19 protein-coding genes and 1 pseudogene are annotated in these 23,271 nt (G+C 70.9%); 7 read left to right on the top strand and 13 right to left on the bottom strand.

Annotated elements, in window-relative coordinates:
- Positions 1 to 3 precede the first annotated feature (3 nt).
- From OG303_RS05415 to OG303_RS05400, 4 genes and pseudogenes are all read right to left on the bottom strand, one after another.
- Positions 4 to 1,962: a glycosyltransferase family 2 protein gene (locus tag OG303_RS05415; protein WP_405865269.1), complete on the bottom strand. Its 1,959-nt coding sequence runs from the start codon at positions 1,960 to 1,962 to the stop codon at positions 4 to 6.
- 148 nt (positions 1,963 to 2,110) lie between these two features.
- Positions 2,111 to 2,695, bottom strand: coding sequence for a hydrolase (locus OG303_RS05410; protein ID WP_405865267.1), 585 nt, complete (start codon positions 2,693 to 2,695; stop codon positions 2,111 to 2,113).
- A 3-nt stretch (positions 2,696 to 2,698) separates the two neighbouring features.
- Positions 2,699 to 3,578: pseudogene (locus OG303_RS05405) on the bottom strand (MFS transporter).
- Between the two features lie 29 nt (positions 3,579 to 3,607).
- On the bottom strand, positions 3,608 to 4,069 hold the full coding sequence (locus tag OG303_RS05400) for a MarR family transcriptional regulator (protein ID WP_405865265.1): 462 nt from the start codon (positions 4,067 to 4,069) through the stop codon (positions 3,608 to 3,610).
- 156 nt (positions 4,070 to 4,225) lie between these two features.
- Between OG303_RS05400 and OG303_RS05395 the strand changes: the two genes are divergently transcribed.
- The 4 genes from OG303_RS05395 to OG303_RS05380 all read left to right on the top strand — a co-directional run bounded on the left by OG303_RS05395 (position 4,226) and on the right by OG303_RS05380 (position 7,264).
- On the top strand, positions 4,226 to 5,038 hold the full coding sequence (locus OG303_RS05395) for an SAM-dependent methyltransferase (RefSeq protein ID WP_405865263.1): 813 nt from the start codon (positions 4,226 to 4,228) through the stop codon (positions 5,036 to 5,038).
- Positions 5,039 to 5,097: 59 nt separating this feature from the next.
- The gene (locus OG303_RS05390) at positions 5,098 to 5,598 is read left to right on the top strand and encodes a metallophosphoesterase family protein (protein WP_405865261.1); all 501 of its coding nucleotides are present in this window, start codon (positions 5,098 to 5,100) and stop codon (positions 5,596 to 5,598) included.
- A 46-nt stretch (positions 5,599 to 5,644) separates the two neighbouring features.
- Positions 5,645 to 6,103 carry an SMI1/KNR4 family protein gene (locus OG303_RS05385; RefSeq protein ID WP_405865259.1) on the top strand — a complete coding sequence of 153 codons (459 nt, stop codon included), beginning with the start codon at positions 5,645 to 5,647 and terminating at the stop codon, positions 6,101 to 6,103.
- Between the two features lie 237 nt (positions 6,104 to 6,340).
- Positions 6,341 to 7,264, top strand: a complete 924-nt coding sequence (locus OG303_RS05380) for an aminoglycoside phosphotransferase family protein (RefSeq protein WP_405865257.1) — start codon at positions 6,341 to 6,343, stop codon at positions 7,262 to 7,264.
- A gap of 7 nt (positions 7,265 to 7,271) precedes the next feature.
- Here the strand turns inward: OG303_RS05380 and OG303_RS05375 are convergent, their stop codons facing one another.
- Genes OG303_RS05375 through OG303_RS05345 form a run of 7 tightly spaced genes read right to left on the bottom strand, consistent with a single transcriptional unit; the run spans position 7,272 to position 14,792 of the window.
- Positions 7,272 to 7,871, bottom strand: a complete 600-nt coding sequence (locus tag OG303_RS05375; RefSeq protein WP_405865255.1) for an SRPBCC family protein — start codon at positions 7,869 to 7,871, stop codon at positions 7,272 to 7,274.
- A 35-nt stretch (positions 7,872 to 7,906) separates the two neighbouring features.
- The gene (locus OG303_RS05370) at positions 7,907 to 9,016 is read right to left on the bottom strand and encodes an XdhC family protein (protein WP_405865253.1); all 1,110 of its coding nucleotides are present in this window, start codon (positions 9,014 to 9,016) and stop codon (positions 7,907 to 7,909) included.
- Entirely contained in the window at positions 9,009 to 10,202 is a 1,194-nt protein-coding gene (locus OG303_RS05365) for a vWA domain-containing protein (protein WP_405865251.1), read from the bottom strand. Before OG303_RS05365 ends, OG303_RS05370 begins: the two co-directional genes overlap by 8 nt.
- Positions 10,199 to 11,083 carry an AAA family ATPase gene (locus tag OG303_RS05360; protein ID WP_405877097.1) on the bottom strand — a complete coding sequence of 295 codons (885 nt, stop codon included), beginning with the start codon at positions 11,081 to 11,083 and terminating at the stop codon, positions 10,199 to 10,201. Before OG303_RS05360 ends, OG303_RS05365 begins: the two co-directional genes overlap by 4 nt.
- A gap of 27 nt (positions 11,084 to 11,110) precedes the next feature.
- The gene (locus OG303_RS05355; RefSeq protein WP_405865249.1) at positions 11,111 to 11,965 is read right to left on the bottom strand and encodes an FAD binding domain-containing protein; all 855 of its coding nucleotides are present in this window, start codon (positions 11,963 to 11,965) and stop codon (positions 11,111 to 11,113) included.
- Positions 11,962 to 14,325, bottom strand: a complete 2,364-nt coding sequence (locus OG303_RS05350) for a xanthine dehydrogenase family protein molybdopterin-binding subunit (protein WP_405865247.1) — start codon at positions 14,323 to 14,325, stop codon at positions 11,962 to 11,964. The genes OG303_RS05355 and OG303_RS05350 overlap by 4 nt, the downstream gene beginning before the upstream one ends.
- A complete protein-coding gene (locus OG303_RS05345; protein ID WP_405865245.1) occupies positions 14,322 to 14,792 on the bottom strand; it encodes a (2Fe-2S)-binding protein in 471 nt (156 codons plus the stop codon). The genes OG303_RS05350 and OG303_RS05345 overlap by 4 nt, the downstream gene beginning before the upstream one ends.
- Positions 14,793 to 15,115: 323 nt before the next feature.
- Here OG303_RS05345 and OG303_RS05340 point away from each other — a divergent pair, with 323 nt between their 5' ends.
- Both OG303_RS05340 and OG303_RS05335 read left to right on the top strand, forming a co-directional pair.
- Positions 15,116 to 17,263 carry a GTP-binding protein gene (locus tag OG303_RS05340; protein ID WP_405865243.1) on the top strand — a complete coding sequence of 716 codons (2,148 nt, stop codon included), beginning with the start codon at positions 15,116 to 15,118 and terminating at the stop codon, positions 17,261 to 17,263.
- 93 nt (positions 17,264 to 17,356) lie between these two features.
- Positions 17,357 to 19,213: an endoglycosylceramidase gene (locus OG303_RS05335; protein WP_405865241.1), complete on the top strand. Its 1,857-nt coding sequence runs from the start codon at positions 17,357 to 17,359 to the stop codon at positions 19,211 to 19,213.
- Between the two features lie 434 nt (positions 19,214 to 19,647).
- On the opposite strand, the gene OG303_RS05330 is transcribed toward OG303_RS05335, so the two are convergent.
- Complete coding sequence (locus OG303_RS05330; RefSeq protein WP_405865239.1) at positions 19,648 to 20,907, bottom strand: YncE family protein; 1,260 nt, start codon at positions 20,905 to 20,907, stop codon at positions 19,648 to 19,650.
- A 180-nt stretch (positions 20,908 to 21,087) separates the two neighbouring features.
- On the opposite strand from OG303_RS05330, the gene OG303_RS05325 reads away from it, so the two are divergent.
- On the top strand, positions 21,088 to 21,750 hold the full coding sequence (locus tag OG303_RS05325; RefSeq protein ID WP_405865237.1) for a TetR/AcrR family transcriptional regulator: 663 nt from the start codon (positions 21,088 to 21,090) through the stop codon (positions 21,748 to 21,750).
- Positions 21,751 to 21,961: 211 nt separating this feature from the next.
- Here the strand turns inward: OG303_RS05325 and OG303_RS05320 are convergent, their stop codons facing one another.
- On the bottom strand, positions 21,962 to 23,191 hold the full coding sequence (locus OG303_RS05320; protein WP_405877095.1) for a glycosyltransferase: 1,230 nt from the start codon (positions 23,189 to 23,191) through the stop codon (positions 21,962 to 21,964).
- Between the last annotated feature and the right edge of the window lie 80 nt (positions 23,192 to 23,271).

Here is a 23,271-nt window from a genome sequence, read left to right as displayed (position 1 = left end):
CTGTCACGCCTTTCGCGCCTTGGCCGCCCGGGATGCCGTACGCCGTCCGAGGACCGCGGCGAGCGCACGCCGCGCCCTGCGGGCCAGTCGTCGTACCGCCGAGGGCCTGGGAGTCCGTACCACCTTGACCGAGCTCGTGTCCGCGCGCAGTGCGAGCGGCAGCGGGAGGAAGCGCCGCTCGTCGGCGTCGGGGGCCGGGCACAGGGCGGTCCGCCAGGTCACGCTGCCGAGATCGGCGACGGGCAGCGTGGCCTCCAGCAGGGCCCCTTCTCCGGTGGGGGAGAGTGTGCCGGGCGTCTCGACCGACCTGTCCGGTGAGGTGAGCCGCAGCAGCACGGCGGTGTCGGCCGGGACGTGCAGCGGCAGGGGCGCGCGCAACCGGCCCCCGGAGAGGCCGACTGCAGCGGGGTCGAGGCGACTGAGGCCCAGGCGCTTGCTCGCGTGGTCGACGTCCAGGGAGAGATGGCCGTGCTGGTCGGTCCAGTACGGCAGGATCACCAGCCCGCCGACGACACCGGCGGACGCGGCGGAATGGGCCTTGCGCGAGCCGGGACCGATGCGGGCCTCCTTGCTCCAACCGCCCAGCCTGACGCGGGCGTACGTGTCCCACAGCCCGCCGCCCAGCGGTGCTCCGTCCACTGCCGTGGCGGGGTCGACGGTGGCCGTCCCACGGAGCACCAGCCGGACCTGCCCGCTGTCCTCGACGGGCACGAGCTCCCGGGTGAGCTCGATCGGCTGGAAGTACTGGGCGCCGCTGGAGCGTTCGCGCACCAGCAGGTCCAGGGTGGCCTGGCCGAACCGGTCGACGGTGTGGGCGCCGACCCAGGCGATCGCCTCGGCGATGTCCGCGGGCGGGCCGTCCAACGGGGTGGGGACCCCGCCGCCGGGGAACGTCATGGGCGTACCGCCCGTGGTGAACTCGGCGGCGAAGTCGATCCGCAGCGTGCCGTCCCGCCACTCGACGGTCTTCGGCCCGGCCGACAGGGCGAGCCCGATCTCCCACTCGGCGAAGGCCACGACGTCGTCGTACCGGTCGGCGGAGATCAGCGCGGCCACGACCTGCTGCGTCGGCAGCAGTCCGGTGGCGACATCGGGGCCGAAGCGCTCGGCGACGACGGCGTGGATCTCCTCGAACTGCTTGCGCCGGTAGTCGTCGGGCTTGGAGAGCAGGCGCCGGCCGCGCAGCCGCTCCACCATCTCCACGCGCAGCCAGCGCCGGTAGAGGCTGTCACGCACCTTGCCCGGCTCGGTGTACTGCTCGACGACGTCCAGCGCCTCGCGCAGGTTCTTGAAGTACCCGACCGGGTCGAAGCGTTGGAAGCCCGCGTTGGAGGAGTCGTCCCGCCGGACGTGGTAGTAGCAGACGTAGTCGCCGATCACGGAGACGTTGGCCGCCCGCAGATACGCCTCCGTCACGAAGACGTGGTCCTCAAGGCGCCGCCTGCCCTCGGGGAAACGGAGGCCGATCTCGTCGAGGAAGGCCCGGCGGAACATCTTGTGCGGGGTGAGACTGTCGATGAGCGGGGCGTCCGCCACGCTCGCGCGCGGCCGGTTGCGGCGGAACAGCTCCACCGGCACCGAACGGCCCCGGCCGGCCATCTTGCCGACGACGACGTCGGCGCCGTTGGCCACGCCGTAGTCGTACATCCGCTGCAGTGCCTCGTCCCCGAGGTAGTCGTCGTTGTCGACGAACATGACGTACTCGCCCCGCGAGGCGGCGATGCCGACGTTGCGGGGCTTGCCCGACCAGCCGGAGTTCTCCTGGTGGAACACCCGGAACCGGGGCTCCTCGGCGGCGAGCGCGTCGAGCCGGGCCGGGGTTTGGTCGGTGGAGCCGTCGTCGACGAAGACCACTTCGTACTCGTCGGGCGGAAGGGACTGCTTGAGCAACGAGGTGATGCAGTCCTCGATGTAGGGCCCCGGGTTGTAGACGGGGACGATGACACTGACCTTGACCGGCATCGGGCTCCGAGCCCCCTCGGGTCGCTCGCCGTGTGTGTGGTTCGGTGGCCCGATGCTAACCCGGCCAGGGCATTCGCCCCACTCTCAACTGCATGTGAGAGCGCCTCCGTCGGCCGGCGGAGGCGTACTCGGTGGTACTTGGCCGTGCTCAGTCGTGCGACTTGGCCAGCAGCTCCAGCAGCTCGGCCGTGGTGCCCGTCTCGCCCAGACGGGGGAAGATCCGCTCGATGCTGTTGCGGTGGGCCTCATGGCTCATGTCGCTCATGGCGTCGGTGGCGAGCGTGACGTTGTACCCGTGCTCGTAGGCCGCGCGGGCGGTGGACTCCACGCCGATGCTGGTGGCGATGCCCGTCAGCACGATCTGCGTGACACCGCGACGGCGCAGCTGGACGTCGAGGTCGGTGCCGTGGAAGGCACCCCAGTTGCGCTTGGTGACGGTGATGTCGCCGGGGTGACCGGCCAGTTCGTCGACGACGAGGTCCCAGCCCTCCGGCCGGGTGCCGCCCGGGCGGGAGGCCTCGGTGCGGCCCGGGACGGCGTCCGCCCCGTCGGCGGTGAACGAGACCCTGACCAGGACCACGGGCAGGTCACGGGCCCGGAAGGCGTCGGCGAGTTCGGCCGTACGAGTGACGACCTCGGCGCCGGTGTACGGCTGCGCGGGCATGCCGATGATGCCGGCCTGGAGATCGATCACGACGAGGGCGGTACGCGGGTCGAAGGTGGTGACGGTCATGGGTCAGGCCTTTCCGGTGGGTGCAAGAGTGCTCAGTGAGCGGTCGGGCAGAGTGGTCGCCAGGAGCAGTGCGGACCCGGCGAGCATGAACAGGGCCAGGCTGTGCAGACCCGGCGTGTCAGCGCGGTGGGTGAAGAAGGCCGCGGTGGCGGCCGAGGCGGCCAGCGCGCCGAGGTATCCGAAGGTGCGCAGCAGCCCGGCGGCCGAAGCGTTGCGCGCGGGGTCGGCCTGCCGGTACAGCGCGTTCTGGGTGGCGAGCCCGTTGAGCCCCTGCGGCACACCCATCACCGCTGCCACGGCCGGCAGCGCCCAGAAGGGGTTCCGGGAGCCGACCAGGAGCAGCGCGGCCGCGGCGGCGAGCACCGGCAGGTACCAGTGGTCGAGCCGGGGGCCCATCAGGAACAGCATCAGCGTGACCAGCATGACCGCGAACAGGCCCATGCCGGGCAGGTCGACACCGCGCTCACGGCTCTCGACGGCCCGTGCGCTCGGCCTCGCTCCGCGTCAGCTGCATGGCGGCCGGATACGCCGCCGACGTCCCGAAACCGAGCAGCACGCGCGCACCGATCAGTGCGCCGAGCGAGGGTGCGAGGGCCCCGAGCAGCCCGGCGATCCCCACCAGGCCCGTACCGATCAGATACAGGCGACGCGGCCCGTACATGTCGACGAGTCGCCCGACGACGGGCTGCCCCACCGCGGTGGCCAGATACAGAGCCGAGACCAGCCACACCGTCTCGGCCGGAGGCGCACCGAACGCGACGCCGATCGGCACCAACGCCACCGCGATCATCGAGGAGTTGATCGGGTTGAGTACGGAACCGAACAGCATCGGCGCGATCAGCCGCCGGTCGAACTCGGTGGGGGAGGGGGCGGCGGTCCGCATCCCGCGCCCGATGCCGGAGAGCTTCGGTATCACTGCTGCGTGAGCCGTTCCAGCAGGGCGAGACCCTCGAGCACCTTCCGCCGTTCGTCCTCGGTGTACCGGTCCTGCAGGGCGCGGGCCAGCCACTCCTCACGCGCCTGCCGGTTGCCCTCGACCCGCAGGCGGCCCGCGTCGGTCAGGGTGACGAGCTGGCGGCGGCCGTCGTCCGGGTCGGGACTGCGCCGGATCAGGCCGTTCCGGTCCAGAGCGGCGAGCGTGGTGGCCATCGACTGCGGGCGCACGCCCTCTGCCGTGGCCAGCGCACTGGCCGTGGCGGCCCCGTGCTTGGCGACCAGGGTGAGCGCGGAGACCTGGGGCGGCGTGAGCTCGTCGTCCTCTGCGACCTCCCTCAGACGGCGCCGCAGCCGGATCACCACGACCCGCAGGTCTCGCGCCGCGCGGGCGGCGGAGTCGGTGATGCCCTCGGGAGGGTCGGTGCGCTGTGCATCCATGCCCTCACCGTAAGACCGTCAGTCAAAACTGTCCAGTCCAGACTGAACAGTTTCAGCTGTAGATCACCTCCGGCAATCGGCAACTCGGCTCGCCCGCAAGGTTGTTGGACTACCGTGTGCGTCGGCGGCCGACACCGACGACGGGAGTGGATCCGGATGAGCGAGCACTCGGCCGGCGGGATGGCGCCGGTGAACTCCTCGGTGGCGCATCCCGCCCGCGTCTACAACGCCTGGCTGGGCGGACGGGACAACTACCTCGCCGACCAGGAGGCGGCCGAGCTGGCCGCCGCGGCCAACCCGCAGATTGTCCCCGCCGTCCGGGCCAACCGGGCCTTCCTCGGACGCGCCGTCGGCGAGCTGACCGCCAAGGCCGGAATCCGCCAGTTCCTCGACATCGGCACCGGAATCCCCACGGCGGACAACACCCACGAGGTGGCCCAGCGGCACGATCCGGGCGCCAAGGTGGTCTACGTCGACAACGACCCGATCGTCCTCGCCCACGCCCGGGCCCTTCTCTTCAGCACCCCGGAAGGCGTCACGGACTACCTGGAGGCCGACCTGCGCGACGTGGACCGCATCCTCACCGCCGCACAGGAGACGCTGGACCTGTCACAGCCGGTGGGCCTCATGCTGGTCGCGATCCTGCAGTACGTCCCCGACGCCGACGACCCCTACGCCCTCACCCGGCGCCTCCTCGACGCCCTCGCCCCCGGCAGCCACCTCGTCCTCTCCCACCCCGCCGCGGACATCGGCGCCGAGGCGGTCGCCGCATCCATGCGCGTGTACAACGAACGGGCCGCCGACCACGCCGGCGCGACACCTCGCACCCACGCCGAGGTCACCCGCTTCTTCGCCGGTACGGAGCTCCTCGCCCCCGGTGTGGTCGAACTCCCCGACTGGCACCCCGGCCCCGAAGACGGACCGGCACCCGGCCTGCCGATGTGGTGCGGGGTCGGCCGCAAGCCCTGAGCGACGCACCGGGCGGCCCACTCCGCCCGCGGCGCTGATGCCCTCTCTAGGCTGCCCCCGTGCGCCTTCTCCTCACGACCGACACCCACCTCCCCAAGCGCGCCAAGGAGCTGCCCGCCCGGCTCCTCGCCGAACTCCCGCGCGCCGACGTCGTGTTCCACGCCGGGGACTGGGTCGACACGGACACTCTCGACCTGCTGGAGACCCGCAGCCGCAGACTCGTCGGGGTGTACGGCAACAACGACGGGCCGGCGCTGCGTGCCCGGCTGCCCGAGGTCGCGTATGCCGAGATCGGAGGGCTGTGCTTCGGGGTCGTGCACGAGACGGGCGCGGCGCAGGGCCGGGAGGCGCGCTGTGCGGCCCGCTTCCCGGACCTCGACGTGCTCGTCTTCGGGCACAGCCACATCCCGTGGGACACCACCGCCCCCTGCGGTCTGCGCCTACTCAATCCCGGTTCCCCGACCGACCGCCGCCGTCAGCCCCACTGCACGTACATGACCGCCACCGCGGCCGACGGCCTGCTCACGGACGTACAGCTGCACCGGCTGCCGCCCAGGTAGCCACCGGTTTCGGGGGCAGCGAGGTGGGGCACTCGTTCAGCCGCCGTTGACCGACGCGGTCGTTCAGGACGCCGAGCGTCGGCTCGGTGTCGGTCTGCCGGCTTCGTTGCTGGAGATCCTGCGAGCCCAGAACGGCGGTGCGGTGGCGGAGCTGTGGAACGCGTTCCCGACCGATGCGCCGACGTCGTGGAGCGAGAACCACGTTCCGCTCGACGACATGATGGGCATCGGCCGTCACGGCGGCCAATTGTCCTTGCTGGACACGGCTTACCTGGTCGAGGAGTGGGGTCTTCCGTCTCCTCTGGTTCTGCTGTCCGGTGACGGTCACTGCTGGATCGCTCTCGACTACCGGGTGTGCGGGAAGCGCGGGGAGCCGTCCGTGACGTGGTTCGACGTGGACGACGGCACAGAACTCCCGCTGGCCGCAGACTTCCAGGCGTTCGTCGAGCGGCCGGCTGCGGCCACGTCGCTCGATTCCGAAGGTGACCAGCGGACCTCATCGTGAATCAGCGTGAGATGCATACCTGGACGAGATCCGGGACCGGCGTGACTTCACAGGATCCGGGCCGCTCCAAGCGGCTGCGAGCGGCCCGGGCGCTGCGAGTGTGCGCTGTCACGGACCTCCTTCCCGCAGAGGTGCTGTGTCGCGGGGGCGTGCATGCCCCGTTGGGCGGTGGCTACCCCGCACGGCCCGTCTCACACCCCCGATATTCGATGGACCTCCGGCCGTCTCCCCGCTGAGATGGACGGTGTGCTGATAGACGCCACTCTCGTACGCCGTCTGCTCGCCGCTCAGTTCCCGCAATGGGCCCACCTTCCCGTCCGCCCGGTGCTGCAGTCCGGTATGGACAACGCCACGTTCCGCCTCGGCGACGAGCTGTCCGTGCGCCTGCCGCGCTATGCGCACTGGGTCGGCCAGGTGGAGCGCGAGCACCGCTGGCTGCCCCGCCTCGCCCCGTACCTTCCGCTGGAAGTTTCCGAGCCCCTCCTGATGGGCGAGCCCGGCGAGGGCTACCCCTACCCGTGGTCCGTGTACCGATGGCTGGACGGAGAGACGGCGACCACCGAGAGCCTGGCCGACCCGGTCGCAGCCGCCCTCGACCTCGCCGAGTTCATCACCGCCCTGCAGGCCGCCGATTCCACCGGCGGACCCGGACCCGAGCAGAGCAACGCCTTCCGCGGCGTCCCGCTCGGCGACGCGCGCGACTCCCTGGCCGCCGAGGCACGCGTCCGTCCCAAGCTCGACGCCCTGAAGAACACGGGCCTCGTCGACACCGACGCGGTGACGGAGGTGTGGGAGGCGGCCCTCGCGGCGCCCGCCTGGCAGAAGCCGCCGGTGTGGATCCACGGCGACCTCGACGCCGGCAACCTCCTCGCCAGGGACGGTCGGCTGAGCGCCGTCATCGATTTCGGCACGCTGGCGGTGGCCGATCCCGCCGTGGACCTGGTGCCCGCCTGGAAGTTCCTGCCCCCGCAGGCACGGGACGTCTTCCGCGAGGCGGTCGGCACCGACGACGCGACCTGGGCACGGGGCCGCGGCTGGGCCCTCGCGGGGTCGCTGCCGGTACCCGACGACCCCTTCTTCCGGGACCACCCGGCCCGGGTCACGGCAGCGCTCAAGCACTTGGAGGCGATCCTCGCGGACTACCGGCGCAACGGAATCTGAAGGGGGATCAACCCCGCCGCCACCGCCGTACGCGCACTATCACCAGAGCCAACGCGACAACGGCCGCTACCCCGACCGCCGCCCGCTTGGCCACCGGCACCCCCGCCGTGCGGAACAGGTCGAGGGGCTCGGCCTCCTCCGGCGGCTCCTGCACCGTTGCGGCAGGCTCGACGAGCCGCTCCGACAGACACGTGGCGAACTGGCCGACGAGCCGGTCGCCCACCTCCGCCATCACGCCGCGCCCGAACTGCGCCGGACGCCCGGTCACCGTCAGATCGGTCCGCACCGACACGGCCGTACCGCCCTCGCCCTCGGTCAACGTGCCGGTCACCGTGGCGCGTGCGGTGCCCTGACCGCGGGTCTCCCGGCCGCTGGCGATCAGCACCATGCGGTGCGCCGTCTCGTCCTGCTCCTCGAAGACGGCGGTGCCCTTGTACGTCACAGTGATCGGACCCACCTTGACCTTCACCGAGCCGGTGACGGTCTTCCCGTCGTACTCCTCGACGGTCGCCCCGGGCATGCACGGTGCGATCCGCTCGATGTCGAGGAGCGTCTGCCAGGCGTCGTCGACCGGGACGGGCACGGTGAACTCGTGGTTCAGCTCCATGACATCCTCCTGGGATGCGTGCGATTCACAGGGATTCAAGGGGAGTTGGGCGGCGGGTGGATCGCTCCGCCGGTCGCGGTCAGCGGGGTGCCGCTGCCGCCCCAGCGCAGTGCGACGATCTCGGCGGCCACGGACACGGCGACCTCCTCGGGCGTACGGGCGCCGAGGTCGAGTCCCACCGGTGAGCGCAGCCGGGACAGTTCGGGTTCCGTGAGTCCGGCCTCGAGCAGGCGCTTCATCCGGTCGTCGTGCGTACGGCGACTGCCCATCGCCCCGATGTAGGCCGCCGGCCGGCGCAGCGCCTCCTCCAGCAGCGGCACATCGAACTTGGGGTCGTGAGTGAGGACGCAGATCACCGTGTGCTCGTCGGTGTCGGTGCCCCGGAGATAGCGGTGCGGCCAGTCGACGACCACCTCGACGCCCTCGGGGAAGCGTTTCGGTGTGGCGAACACCGGGCGGGCGTCGCACACGGTGACCCGGTAGCCGAGGAAGCTGCCGATGCGGGCGACGGCGGCCGCGTAGTCGATCGCGCCGAAGACCAGCATTCGCGGCGGTGGGGCGAAGGAGTGCAGGAAGACGGTGACCGTGTCCTCGCGGCGCTCGCCCCGGGGGCCGTAGTGGCGCAACCCCGTGGCGCCCAGGGCGAGTTCCCCGCGCGCGTCCGCGGTGACGGCCACGTCCAGGCCGGTCGAGCCCAGCGTGCCGGACACCTCGTCCGGCCAGACCGCGAGGGTGGCCCCGATCGGCGCCGGGCCGTCCGTCACCGTCGCCAAGGTCACCGGACGGCCCGCGGCGACGGACTCCGCGACCGCCACGAAGGCCGGATCGGTCTCGGCCGTGACGGGCCGGACCAGCAGGGTGATCTCGCCGCCGCAGGTCAGCCCGACCGCGAACGCGTCCTCGTCGCTGTATCCGAAGGTCTCGAGGCGTGCCTCGCCGCTCTCCACGACCTCCTGGGCGAGTTCGAAGACGGCGCCCTCGACACAGCCGCCGGACACACTCCCCACCACCTCGTCGGCGGGGCCCACCGCCATCGCCGCACCGGGATCACGCGGTGCGCTGCGGCTCACGGCGACGACGGTCGCGAGGCCGAACGGGACCCGCGCCGCGTACCACTCGCTCAGCGTCGGGAGAATCTCACGCACGATCCGCTCCTTCCACGGGGGCCGGCCCGGCCCCGCGCACCACCGCTGCCAGACGCTCCAGCGCGGCCAGGCTGTGCCCCTCCACGAACGCGTCCACGCTCGGCAGCGCCGCCGCCATCCCGGCGGCCAGGGGAGCGTAACCGGGCCGTGCCTTGCGGGGGTTGGCCCAGATCACCCGGTGCGCCAGCCGGTGCAGACGTCGCATCTGGGCCCCGAGCAGCTCCGGATCGCCACGCTCCCACCCGTCGGACAGCACCACCACGACCGCCCCGCGCGCCATGCCCCGCTGCCCCCAGCGGTTCAGGAACTCGCGCAGCAGCTCCCCGAGCCGGGTGCCGCCACGCCAGTCGGGCACGGCCGCCGCGAGCGCCGTCATCGCCAAGTCCGGGTCACGGTGCGACAGTTCGCGCGTCACCCGGGTCAGCCGGGTGCCGATGGTGAACACCTCCGTACGGCCTCCATGGGCGGCCGCGTGCGCGAACCGCAGCAGCGCGTCCGCGTACGGCGCCATCGAACCGCTGACGTCCACGAGCAGGACCAACCGCCGCGGCCGGTCGGCCCGGGCGTGCCGCCGCAGCCGCGCCGGCTCCCCGCCGCGCCGCAGCAACTCCCGCACCGTGCGGTGCGGATCGACCTCCCCGCGCCGGGACGGCCGCCGCCGCGCGGTGCGCCGCACCTCGCCGCGCAGCGCGAACGCGGCCAGCAGACGGCGCAGTTGATCGCGCTCGGCGGAGTCCAGCTCGGCGACGTCGCGATGGCGCAGGACCTCGGAGGAACTCGCGAGTGAGGCCGCGGGCGGTGCCTGTTGGTTCTCGTCCCGAGCACTCGAACGAGGCACAGGACCGTCCCGTGCGATCAGCCGCAGCCGTGACCGAGGAGCGGCGGCCACCGTCCCCCCACCCGTCGGGTCACCCCCGAAGTAGGCGGCGAACACCCGCTCGTACCGCTCCAGATCGTCCCGCCCGCCGCACAGCGTCAACCGCCCCGCCCAGTACACGTCTGCCCGCATCCCGGGCCCCAACTCACCCACCGCCCGCACATAGGCATGCACCCGCTCGGCACTCGCATCGACCCCGGCGGCTCGCAGCGCCCGGGCGAAACCCAGCAGGGCGGCGTCGGCACGGACGCCCGTGGAGTGCCCGCCGTCCGGGTCGCCCGCGTCGGTCCGCCCGCCCACGCCGCTCACGCCCCCCGAGCCGCGAGTACCGCCGACAGGTCGAGCCCCCGTGCCCGTTCCGCGTCCTCGCGGTACTTCAGTACCGAGCCCAGTGTCGTCACCGCCAGTTCGGCGTCCACCTCGGTCGCGCCGAGTGCGTCCAGGGCCTCGGCCCAGTCGATCGTCTCGGCGACCCCCGGCGGTTTGAGCAGGTCCTGCGAGCGCAGAGCCTGCACCAGTGCGGTCACCTGCTCGGCCAGCCGTGCCGACACACCGGGCAACCTCCGCCGCACGATGGCGAGTTCGCGGGCGAAGCCGGGGTGGTCGAACCAGTGGTACAGGCAGCGCCGCTTCAGCGCGTCGTGCACCTCGCGGGTGCGGTTGGAGGTCAGGACCACCACGGGCGGCACCTCGGCGCGCAGGGTGCCCAGCTCCGGGATCGTGACCGAGAACTCCGACAGCAGCTCCAGCAGGAACGCCTCGAACTCGTCGTCGGCCCGGTCGATCTCGTCCACCAGCAGCACCGACGGCTGTGTCTCCAGGGCCTTGAGCAGCGGACGGGCCACCAGGAAGCGCCGGTCGTACAGCTCGCCCTCGAGCCGGTCGGCGTCCCTGATGCCGGCCGCCTCCGCGGCCCGCAGGTGCAGCAGCTGACGGGGGAAGTCCCAGTCGTACAGCGCCTGCGAGGCGTCGATGCCCTCGTGGCACTGCAGCCGGATCAGCGGCGCGTCGAGCGCCTCGGCGAGGGCGGACGCCAGCGCGGTCTTGCCGACGCCCGCGTCGCCCTCGCAGAAGATCGGCCGGTGCAGCCGCAGGGCCAGGAAGCAGGCGGTCGCCAGCCCGTCGTCGACGAGATATCCCGTCTTCTCCAGGCGGTCCCGTACCTGCTCCGGGCCGTCGATGCCCCCGATCGGGTCCCGCTTGAGCGTGATCGGTCCTCACCCCATTCCGGCCGCGACCAGGACCGCCCGCCTGGTGAGCACCCGCGCCAGGTGCTCGCGGTACTCGGGCGAGCCCGAGGTGTCCTGCGACGGACGCGTCCCCTCCGCCGCCGACCCGGCGGCCCGCGCCACGGCCTCCGCGTCGCCGGCACCGGACAGGGCCTCCTCGGCCGCCGAGGCGCGCAGCGGGGTCGAGCCCATGTTGGCCAGACCGACCCGCGCCTCGGCGATGTGCCCGTCGTCGCGCCGCACCAGCGCGGCCACGCCGACGATCGGGTAGGCCTGCGCGACCTGGTGGAACTTCTCGTAGTGGAAGCCCCAGCCGTCCACCTTCGGCACCCGGACCTCCACCAGGAGTTCGTCGGGTTCGAGCGCGGACTGCAGGTAGTCGACGAAGAAGTCGCGTGCGGGGATCGCGCGCCGGCCACGCGGGCCCTGGGCCACCAGTTCGCCGTCCAGCGCCAGGACCACCGCGGGCAGGTCCGCGGCCGGATCGGAGTGCGCCAGGGAGCCGCCCAGGGTGCCCCGGTGCCGTACGGCGGGATCCGCGACCGTAGCCGTGGCGGACGCCAGCAGGCCCGCGTGCCGGCGGACCAGCGGGTCGTGGATGACGTCGTGGTGCGTGGTCATCGCGCCGATGACGAGCGTGTCGCCGTCCTCGCGCACCCCGCGCAGCTCGGGGATGCGGCCGACGTCCACGACCAGCTCGGGAAAGGCCAGCCGCAGCCTCAGCAGGGGCAGCAGGCTCTGCCCGCCGGCCAGCACCTTCGCGTCCTCGCCGGCGTCGGCGAGAGCGCGCACCGCCTCGTCGACGGTGGCCGGCCGGGTGTAGTCGAATGCCGGAGGAATCATCGCTGTGTCTCCCTCACCGCTCGCCAGATCCGCTCGGGTGTACAGGGCATCCGGATGTCCGCGACCCCCATCGGCCGCAGCGCGTCCATGACGGCGTTGACGACGGCCGGCGTCGAGGCGATCGTCCCCGCCTCCCCAACTCCCTTGACGCCCAAGGGATTCGAGGTGGCCGCCGTCTCCGTGCGGTCCGTCACGAAGTCGGGCAGATCGGCCGCCGACGGTACGAGGTAGTCGGCCATCGTGCCGGAGACAAGGTTGCCCTCGTCGTCGTACACGGCCTCCTCGTACAGCGCCTGCGCGATGCCCTGCGCGATGCCGCCGTGCACCTGCCCCTCCACGATCGTCGGGTTGACGACCTTGCCGACGTCGTCGACGCAGACGTAGGAGCGGATGTGCGTCCGACCCGTCTCGGTGTCGACCTCGATCGCGCACAGGTGAGTGCCGTGCGGATAGGAGAAGTTGTCCGGCTCGATCAGGTGCTCGGCGTTGATGCTGGGCTCCATGCCGTCGGGCAGGTCGTGCGAGGTGAACGTCTCGAAGGCGACTTCCTGGATGGTCTTGCGGGCGTCCGGGGAACCCTTCACGGAGAACACGCCGTTGGTGAACTCCAGGTCGTTCTCGCTCGCTTCGAGCAGATGCGCGGCCACCTTCCGCGCCTTGTCGACCACCTTCTGCGCGGCGAGGTGGACGGCCGTCCCGCCCACGACGAGGGAGCGCGATCCGTAGGTGTCCATGCCCTGCGGGGCCGCCTTGGTGTCGCCGTGCACCACTTCGACGTCCTCGAACGGCACGCCCAGCACATCGGCGGCGATCTGGCTCCAGCAGGTCGCATGCCCCTGCCCGTGCGGACTGGTCCCGGTGACCACCTCGACCTTGCCGGTGGGCAGCATCCGGATGCTCGCTGCCTCCCAGCCGCCGGCCGTGTAGCGCAGGTCGCGCAACACCCGGCTCGGCGCGAGCCCGCACATCTCGGTGAACGTCGACACCCCGATGCCGAGCCGGACGGTGTCTCCCCGGTGATTGCGGTCCGCCTGCTCGGCGCGCAGCTTGTCGTAGTCGAACAGCGCGAGCGCCTTCTCGGTCGCGGCCTCGTAGTTGCCGCTGTCGTACGTCAGACCTGCGATCGACGTGTACGGGAACTCCTCGTGCCCGATCCAGTTCCGGCGCCGCAACTCCACCGGATCCAGGCCGAGTTCGACGGCCAGCTCGTCCATGATCCGTTCGATGGCGTACGTCGCCTCCGGGCGCCCGGCGCCGCGGTAGGCGTCGGTGGGCGTCCTGGTCGTGAAGACGCCGGTGCACGTGAAGTCGTAGGAGTCCATCTTGTAGATCGCCGGATACATGAAGGCGCCCAGGATGGGGATGCCCGGGGTGACGAGCATCAGGTACGCGCCCATGTCGCTCAGCAGGTCGACCTTGAGTCCGAGCAGCTTCCCGTCGCGGTTCGCGGCGATCTCGATGTCCTGGATCATGCCGCGGCCGTGGTGGGCGGCCAGATAGCCCTCGGAGCGGGACTCGGTCCACTTCACCGGTCGGCCGATCCGGCGGGCGACCGCGAGCGCGAGGGCCTCCTCGCCGTACACCTGGAGCTTGGAGCCGAAGCCGCCGCCCACGTCCGGGGCGATGACCCGCAGCTTGTGCTCGGGGATGCCGGTGACGACGGACAGCATGATCCGCAGGACGTGCGGGATCTGGGTCGCGGAGTACAGCGTGTACTCGCCGGACGCGGGGAGCGGGGTGACCACGACCGCGCGCGGCTCCATCGCGTTGGGGATGAGCCGTTGCTGGTGGTAGCGGCGCTTCAGTGTGACCTCGGCGCGCTGCCGTACGGAGTCGAAGTCCTCGCCCGTCTTCAGCGGCCAGACGTAGCAGCGGTTGGTGCCCTTGTCGGAGTGGACCAGCGGGGAGTCGTCCGTGAGTGCGGCCTCCAGGTCCAGGACCGGGGACAGCGGCTCGTAGTCGACCTCGATCGCTTCCAGGGCGTCGGCGGCCGTGTACCGGTCGCGGGCCACCACGACGGCCACCGGGTCACCGGCGTAGCGCACCTCGTCGACGGCGATCGGCGGGTGGTCGGGCAGCACGATGTCCTCGGTCACCGGCCAGGCGCAGGGGAGGGAACCGAGTCCCTCCGCGAGGTCCGCGCCGCTGAACGCGGCGATGACCCCGGGGCGCTCCAGGGCCGGCGCGACGTCGACACGGCCGATGCGGGCGTGGGCCATCGGGCTGCGCAGGATCGCCAGGTGGAGCAGTCCGTTGACGCTGATGTTGTCGGTCCAGTTGGTCTGCCCGGTGAGCAGACGGGCGTCCTCCTTGCGGGGCCGGGCGCGGCCGACCTCGGGTTCCACGGCCTGGTCGGTCATGCCGGGACCTCCTGTTCGGAGGCGGCCTGTACGGCCCGCACGATGTTCTGGTAGCCGGTGCACCGACAGAGGTTGCCCTCCAGCGCGTTGCGGATCTCCTCCGAGGTGGGGTGCGGGTGCTCGCGCAGCAGATCGCGCGCGGCCATCAGCATCCCCGGGGTGCAGTAGCCGCACTGCAGGGCGTGCTTCTCGTGGAAGGCGCGCTGCAGAGCGCTCAGCTCACCGTCGTGGGCCAGACCCTGGACCGTCGTCACCTCACTCCCGTCCGCCTGGACGGCGAGCACGGAGCAGCTCTTGACGCTCGCGCCGTCCAGCTCGATCGTGCAGGCCCCGCAGTTCGAGGTGTCACAGCCGATCGGGGTGCCGGTCAGGCCGAGGCGGTCGCGCAGGTAGTGGACCAGGAGGAGACGGGGTTCCACGTCGTCCTCGTACGTCGTGCCGTCCACCTTCACCGAGATGTGGGTCATGTGCCCTCCAGAGACCGAACGTGTGGAAGGGAGCGGAAGGAAACGAAGGAAACGGAAGAGAGCGGGAGCCGGGGGAACAAAGCGGAAGCCGGGGGAACAAGGGGAAACAACGTCCGGGGTGATGTACGTCACTCTATGACCGTGCGCCGGAGGCGGCGAGTGCTGCGGCGGAGTCTGTTGAGCGTTAATCCATTGCTGCCGTGGGGTCGGCTCTGCTGCACTGCAGGGGATGCAGTCGTCGAGGAATGAAGGAGCAGCAATGCGCACACCGCTCATGTCCACCCGGGAAGGAACGACCCACTCTTCTAAGGACATGACGCTTCGTGCACTTGCTCAACCTTGGCATCCTCGCCCACGTCGACGCAGGTAAGACCAGCCTGACCGAGCGGCTGCTGCACTCGGTCGGTGTGATCGACGAGATCGGCCGTGTCGACGACGGGAACACCCGCACCGACACCCTCGCGCTGGAGCGCCGGCGCGGCATCACCATCAAGTCCGCAGTCGTCTCGTTCGCGATCGACGACGTGACGGTCAACCTCATCGACACCCCCGGCCACCCGGACTTCATCGCCGAGGTGGAGCGGGTGCTCGGAGTGCTCGACGGCGCCGTCCTGGTCGTCTCGGCCGTCGAGGGCGTCCAGGCGCAGACGCGGGTCCTGATGCGGACCCTGCAACGGCTGCGCATCCCGACCCTCCTGTTCGTCAACAAGATCGACCGCCGCGGCGCCCGCTACGACGGTGTACTGCGCGCGATCGCAGAGCGGCTCACGCCGGCGATCGTGCCGATGGGGACGGTGGGCGGGCTGGGGACGGCTGGGGCGCGGTTTGTGCCGGGGGTGGGCGCGTCGGCTGTTGATGTGCTGGCGGAGTTTGATGACGAGCTGCTGGCGGCTTATGTGGAGGGCAGTGCTATGTCACATAGCACTGAGGGTGGTATGTCACATGACACTGGTGAGGGTGGCGGTGCTATGTCACATGGCACCGGGCTCAGTGGGCTCAGCGGCATGTCGGACGGCACCGGGCTCAGTGGTATGTCACATGGCACCGGCTCCAGTGGTATGTCACATGCCACCGAGTCCAGTGGTGTTTCACATGCCACCCTCCACACCGCCCTCACCGCCCAAACCCGCCACTCCCACACCCACCCCGTCTACTTCGGCTCAGCCATCACCGGCGCAGGCGTGGACGCCCTGATCTCCGGCATCAAGGACTTCCTGCCGCCCGCCGCCGGTGACCCCGCCGGCCCGCTCTCGGGCACCGTCTTCAAGGTCGAGCGGGGCCCGGCGGGGGAGAAGGTGGCGTACGCGCGGGTGTTCTCCGGCACCCTGCGCACCCGTGACCGCATCCCCTTCGGTGAGGCCCGCCGGGAGGGCAGGGTCACCGCGATCAGGGTCTTCGACCACGGCACCGACGTGCAGGGTGACGCGGTCCCCGCCGGTCGGATCGCCCGGCTGTGGGGCCTGACCGACATCAGGATCGGGGACGCGATCGGCGAACCCCGCAAGGCGTACGAGCACGTCTTCGCCCCGCCGACCCTGGAGACCGTCGTCGTGCCCGGCCCGGGTGCGGACAGGCGAAAGCTGCACCTCGCCCTCACCCAACTCGCGGAGCAGGACCCGCTGATCGACCTGCGGTACGACGAGGTGCGCCAGGAGACCGCCGTGTCGCTCTACGGCGAGGTGCAGAAGGAGGTCGTCCAGGCCACGCTCGCCGACGAGTTCGGGCTCGACGTCGACTTCCGGGAGACCACGACGATCTGCATCGAGCGGCCCGCCGGGTCCGGTGCGGCGGTCGAGTTCAACAAGAAGGACGCGAACCCCTTCCTCGCCACTGTCGGCCTGCGCGTCGATCCCGCGCCGACCGGTTCCGGTGTGGACTTCCGCCTGGAGGTGGAGCTCGGCGCCATGCCGTACGCCTTCTTCAAGGCCGTCGAGGACTCTGTGCGCGAGACCCTCGGTCAGGGTCTGCACGGGTGGCAGGTCACCGACTGCACGGTCACCATGACCCACTCCGGCTACTCGCCCCGCCAGAGCCACGCCCACCAGGGCTTCGACAAGAGCATGTCGAGCACGGGCGCCGACTTCCGCGGTGTGACCCCGCTGGTCCTGATCGAGGCGCTGCGCCGGGCGCGCACCCAGGTGTACGAGCCGATGCACCGCTTCCGGATCGAGGCTCCGGCAGACACCCTGGGCGCCCTGCTGCCGGTGCTGGCCGCGCTGCGGGCCGTACCCCGGACGACCGAGACGCGGGGCACCGCATGCGTCCTCGAGGGCGCGGTGCCGGCCGGCCGCGTGCACGGACTGGAGCAGCGGCTGCCCGGACTCACGCGCGGTGAAGGCGAGTTGGAGAGCGCCTTCGACCACTACGCACCGATCACTTACGGAACGGTTCCCGAACGTCCGCGCACCGACCACAACCCCCTCAACCGGAAGGAGTACCTGTTGAACGCGACGCGCCGAGTGGGGAGTTGAGGCGCCCGAGAGAGAACGGACCCGGAAATCCTGAAACTTACTCAAGAGTCAGAAGTATTGACGGTGTCCGGAAATCACCCGACTGTAGTGGACATGCCGAATATCCGGGCACGTCTGCTCGTTGTTCTGGTTGTCCTCTGTGGATTCCTGACGGTGGCGGGTTCCTCACCCGCCACCGCTGCCACCGTCCTCGACTCGCTCCCCTTCGACGGCACGGCGCTCACGGTGCAAAACGGCCACTTCGTCGACGGCAACGGCCGCGAGGTCGTACTGCGCGGCTACAACGTCTCCGGCGAGACCAAGCTGGAGGAGAACGGCGGCCTGCCCTTCGCCTCGGTCGCCGACGCGAAGAAGTCCGCGACCGCGCTGCGCGCCCTGGGCGGCGGCAACTCGGTCCGCTTCCTACTTTCCTGGGCCCATGCCGAACCCGCGCAGGGTCAGGTCGACACCGCCTACCTGGCCGCCGCCACCGACCAGATGCGCGCCTTCCTCGACGCCGGCATCCGCGTCTACCCCGACTTCCACCAGGACCTCTACTCCCGCTACCTCTTCAACTCAGGCAGCTGGTACACGGGCGACGGTGCCCCCAAGTGGGCCGTGGAGCTGGGGAGTTACCCGCAGGAGTCGTGCGGGATCTGCTTGTTCTGGGGGCAGAACATCACCCAGAACGGTGCGGTGACGGCCGCCCAGCACGACTTCTGGCACAACAGCTACGGCGTGCAGGACGCCTTCCTGGCCACCGCTCAGCAGACGATGACGTACATCCAACAGCACCTGACCACCGAGGAGTTCGCGGGCGTCGTCGGCTTCGACCCGTACAACGAGCCGTACGCCGGCACCTACGACTCCGGGCAGACTTCCCGTACCTGGGAGCGGGACCTGCTGTGGCCGTTCTATGTGAAGTTCCGCGCGCGGATGGACGCGGCGGGATGGCAGAGCAAGCCCGCCTTCGTCGAGCCGAACCTGTTCTGGAACGCGAACATCGACTCCCAGAAGCAGGAGGGCGGCCTGCTGGACGCGGGCACGCTCGGCTCCCGCTACGTCTTCAACACCCACTTCTACGACCAGAAGGCCATCTCCGGGATCCTGATGTGGGGCAACGCGTCCGACGGGCAGTACTCGACGGACTTCGGGACGATCCGCGACCGTGCGTCGTCCGCGGGGACGACCGCGGTGGTCAGCGAGTTCGGTCATCCGCTGTCCGGATCGGTGTCGGGCAAGGCGCCGACGGTCCTCAAGGCGATGTACCAGGCGCTCGACTCCCGTCTGCCGGGCAGCAGTTGGTGGTCGAATCCGGCCTCGTCCGGTCCGGTGCTCTCCGGCAACCAGTGGCAGTGGGACATCTACAACGGACGCCACCACGAGCTGATGAACGACAACCCGGACAAGGTCCTCACCTCCGGCGACGCCTGGAACGACGAGGACCTCTCGGCCGTCAGCCTCAGCGACTCAGGAGCGGTGACGCTCCGGCAGGACGCCCGGCTCCTCGACCGCGTCTACCCGAGTGCCACCGCCGGCCAGGCGGTCGCCTTCACCTACGAGGACCGCTCGCGCGACGGCTCGACGACCCTCACCTGGAACCCGGTTCCGAGCTCCCTGCCGAACGTGTCCCAACTGGTCGGCTCCGGCCAGTACGGGCTGCTGGTGTGGAAGTCGGGGTCCGGCTCGGCACCCACCGAACTGCACCTGCCCGCATCCTTCCCGACCGCGACGACCACAGTGGTCTCCGACCTGGGCACGGCCTACGCCCCGCCGTCCTACACCATGTCGACACCGGTCGCCGTGGCCGCGGAGCCGGGCGGAACGGGCAGCCGCCGGCTGCTGCTGACCGACTCGGACTCGGGCGTCCTGCACTACGCCATGATCACCAACGGGGCGACCTCGCCCGCGGCGAGCCTGCTGAGCGCCGCGAGGTCCGAGCTGGCGACCTGGGCGGCCGCACACTTCTGACGAAGGTCTGACGAGGTGACTCGGGCGGACCTGGGGCCCGTCCGCCGGACAGGCCCCGACCGGGGATCTTCTCGGTGCCGTCCGTCCGAGGCTCGGCGACGGCCGTGTGACCGGCATCCCGCATACGGCCGTAGGCGTAGACACAGCCGGTGAGTGCGAGGTCGGACAGGAGCAAGGTGTTCGCGCTGGTCGCCCGGGCCACGCCGTAGCCCCGGGTCGGCAGCGCGACCGGCATCGTCTTCGACGTGCGGACAGTGGGGGCCTGCGGTGACTCGGACGCGTCCAACCTCCTGACAACGCCTCTCGTGATCGGCCGCCGCCCGGCCGTCCGCATCTCGGAGCACGCCACGTAGGACGCCCTGCCCGCAACGCCCGATGCCGGGTGCGAAGGTGACGGCGCCGGACCTCGTAGTCCGGCGCCGTTCACGGGGTGATCAGTTCGTGGACGGACCGGACCAGTCGGCCGCCACATGGCCGAGCCGCACCCGCTGTGGATGGTCACCGACGGCGACGGACGCGACCTTCTGCCCGGTCGCGAAGTCGATGGCCGTGACCTGGTCGGCGCCGCTCTCGGAGACTATGCAGTCCTTGCCGTCGCCGCTGACCGTGGCCCAGTAGGGCTTGGAGGCGGAGATCAGCGAGCCCTCCTGGAGGGTGGCGCGGTCGACGACCGTCGCATAGTCGTCCATCGTCCCGGCGACGCAGAGCTTGGTGCCGTCCGGGTTCATCGAAATGCCGTGGTGGCGCGAGTCGTTGACCCAGGTGGTGCGGTCCTCGCTGGTGGCCGGATTCTTCGGCAGCGTCTTCACCCGGGTGATCTTGTCGGCGGCGACGTCGTACTCCAGGAAGCCGTTGAAGAAGGAGACCTGGAAGTAGAGCCTGGACTCGTCCGGAGAGAAGACGGCCGGGCGGACCGCGTCCGAGAAGTCCGTCAGGCCGATCGCGTCGAGCCGGTCCCGCATGTCGATGATCTTGACCTGCTTGTACGTCGTCGCGTCCACGACGGTGATGTGCCGGTCGCCCTTCGTCCAGTCCCAGGACGGGTCGTCGAGGGAGGTGTTGACGTCCCCGATGGCCATGTTCCAGATGTACTTGCCGTCCTTGGTGAAGATGTTCTCGTGCGGCTTGTCGCCCGTCGCGAACGAGCCGAGTTGCTTGCCGGTGTTGATGTCCAGCACGTGCACGGTGTTCGCGGTGGAGGCCGAGACGGCCACCCGGGTGCCGTCGGGGGAGACCGCCATGTGGTCGGAGCGGTAACCTGACACGGGGAAGCGCCAGTTGATGGCTCCGGTGGTCAGGTCGATGGACACGACGTCGGCGAAGCTCGGCCGGGAGACGACGACCGACTTGCCGTCGGGTGTGGAGTACATGTCGTCGACGAACTGGTCGTGTCCCTCACCGACACCGTTGCGGATCGCCATGAAGTAGATCCACTTGATCGGGTCCGCGTTGATCTCCGCGATCCGCGCGTCCTTGTCGGGGATGACGTTGATCCGGCCGATCTTCGCGAAGTCGCCGCTGGACCTGATGACGTCCGCGGTGCCGTCCCAGTTGTTGCCGACGAACATCACCTCGCGCAGGGCGGTGGCGGAGGAGGAGTCCGTGGCGGCGAGGGCGGAGGTCGCGGGGGCGGAGACGGTCAGGATCAGGGCGGCGGCTACGGAGCAAAGGTGCCTGGATCTGAAGGCAGGCATGAGTGCTCTCTCCTCTGTTGGCTGGAATATGGCGCGGGCATGCCAAACGGAATCGACTCGGCCGAATCTGAAAACGGGTGCGTTCAGAGTCTTACTTACTGGAAAGTAAGGAGGGGGCGCCCTTCTCCACAAGGCTGCGTGCACGACAAAATTGGCGGATCAGTGGACCAGGGAGGCTCAGTGGCGGGCAGGCTCAGGGCGCCGACCGGGAGGTATGGCGGCAAGACCGCCGCTCAGCGGCAGGCCGAGCGGCACAGGAGATTCCTGGACGCCGCGCTCGAGTTGTTCGGCGCCGACCCGGGCTACCGGGCCACCACGGTCGCGGCGCTGAGCGAGGCCGCGGGCCTGTCCACGCGGCAGTTCTACGAGGAGTTCCGCACCCTCGAGGACGTGCTGGCCGCCCTGCACCTCCAGGTCAACGACTGGGCCGAGGAGGCCGTCCTGGCCGCGTTCGCCGAGGCGGAGGGCAGTCCGCTCGCCGAGCGGGTGACCGCGATCTTCCGGGCCTACGCCGCGAACGTCACCAGCGATCCACGCCGGATCAGGATCACCTTCGTCGAGATCATCGGCGTCAGCCCGCGCCTGGAGGAACAGCGCCTCGCCCGCCGCTCCCGCTGGCTGGACCTCATCTGCGCCGAGGCGGATGCGGCCGCCGCCCGCGGAGAGGCGGCCTCCCGCGACTACCGCATCGCCGCGACGGCCTTCATCGGCAGCGTCAACGGACTGCTCCACGACTGGAGCGCCGGCTGGGTGAACGCGACACTCGACGAGGTGGTGGACGAACTGGTCCAGCAACTGCTGGCGATTCTGCGACCACTGGGGTGGGCCGCGCCGACCGGCTGATGGGCGCGCCGCATCGGGGGAGTGGGCCGTGGTAGGTGGAGATGCCCACGGCCGGCAGCCAGTAGCTGCGGGCCGTTTACAGGGTGTCATGCCGTAGGGGGCGTGCCCCGGTAGGCGTGCGCCCCCGAATCCGGCTGTGCGCTCGGCGTCGAGAACCCGCCAGGCCGACGTGTCGTTCGTCGGCTGTCCCGCCGAGCGGGCCTTCCGTCTCCTAGACGCCCAGCCCGTTCACCGCTGCCAGCACCGGAGCCACCCCGTCCTCGCCCCGGATCCGTGCCCCGAGTGTCGCCGCGCGCCGCCCGAACGCGGGATCACGGGTGGCCCGCATCAGTGCCGTGGCCAGCGTGTCGGTGGACAGGCGGCGCAGGGGCAGGGCGCGTGGGGCGACGCCCAGGGCGACCAGGCGGGCGGACCAGAAGCCCTCGTCGAACTGGATCGGCACTGGTACGGCCGGTACTCCGGCGCGCAGACCGGCCGCTGTCGTGCCCGCGCCCGCGTGGTGGACCACGGCGGCCGTGCGGGGGAAGAGCACGGAGTGCGGCACGTCGTCGATGGTCAGCATGTCGTCGCCGGAGGCGTCGAGGCCGGCCCAGCCGCGCTGGATCACACCGCGCAGCCCGGCCCGGCGCAGGGCGCGCACGATGACGATGCTGAGGCGGTCGGGGTCGGGCACGGTCGCGCTGCCCAGGCCGACGTACACAGGCGGTGGTCCCGCGTCGAGGAAGTCCCGCAGGGGTGGCGGGAGTTGAGTGTCCGCGTCGTACGGCCACCAGTATCCGGTCACGGAGAGGCCCGGTCGCCAGTCGTCCGGTCGCGGCACGACCAGGGGGCTGAATCCGTGGAGCACGGGCCGCCCCTGCCGCTCCCGGGCCCGCCATGCCGCGACGGCACTTGTGCGGGGCAGCCCCAGCCGCTCCCGCACCGCGGGCAGCGCCCCCGCGAAGACCTGCTCCACGGCCACGCTCACCCCGTGCCCGGCGATCCTGTTGCCCACGGTGCCCAGAGAGCGAACTCCCAGCATCGGCGGCCCGAACTCCCTTGTGGGGGCAAGCGGTTGGAGCGGAACGTCCAGGTACGGCAGCGACAGCCCCTCCGCGATGGTGTGCCCGAGGGGGCCCACCGAGCCGGACAGCAGCAGCAGGTCGCTCGACCGGGCGGCCGCCACGAGGTCGTCGGTCATCTGCCCCGCCAGCGCCCGCGCCAGCGCGACCACCCGCACCAGCTTCCCCACGCCGGTCGTACTGCGGTGCAGCCCGCGCCCGCGCGAGGACTCCAACTCGGCCAGCGGATCCACCGGCAGCGGATGGAAGCGGACCCCGTACCCCGTCACGAGCGGCTCGAAGCGGGCGTGGGTGACCAGGGTGACCTCGTGTCCGGCACGGGAGAGCCCGTGTCCGAGTCCGGTGTACGGGGCGACGTCGCCCCGGGATCCCGCCGTCATGATCGCTACGCGCACGACGGCCAGTATGGCGCCGCGGCATGCCGCTCAGCGAGAACTACCCGCCGACAACGGCCACTTCA

Source organism: Streptomyces sp. NBC_00005 (assembly GCF_045160215.1).
Taxonomy (GTDB): Bacteria; Actinomycetota; Actinomycetes; order Streptomycetales; family Streptomycetaceae; genus Streptomyces.
This window is presented reverse-complemented; position numbering and strand designations above follow the sequence as displayed.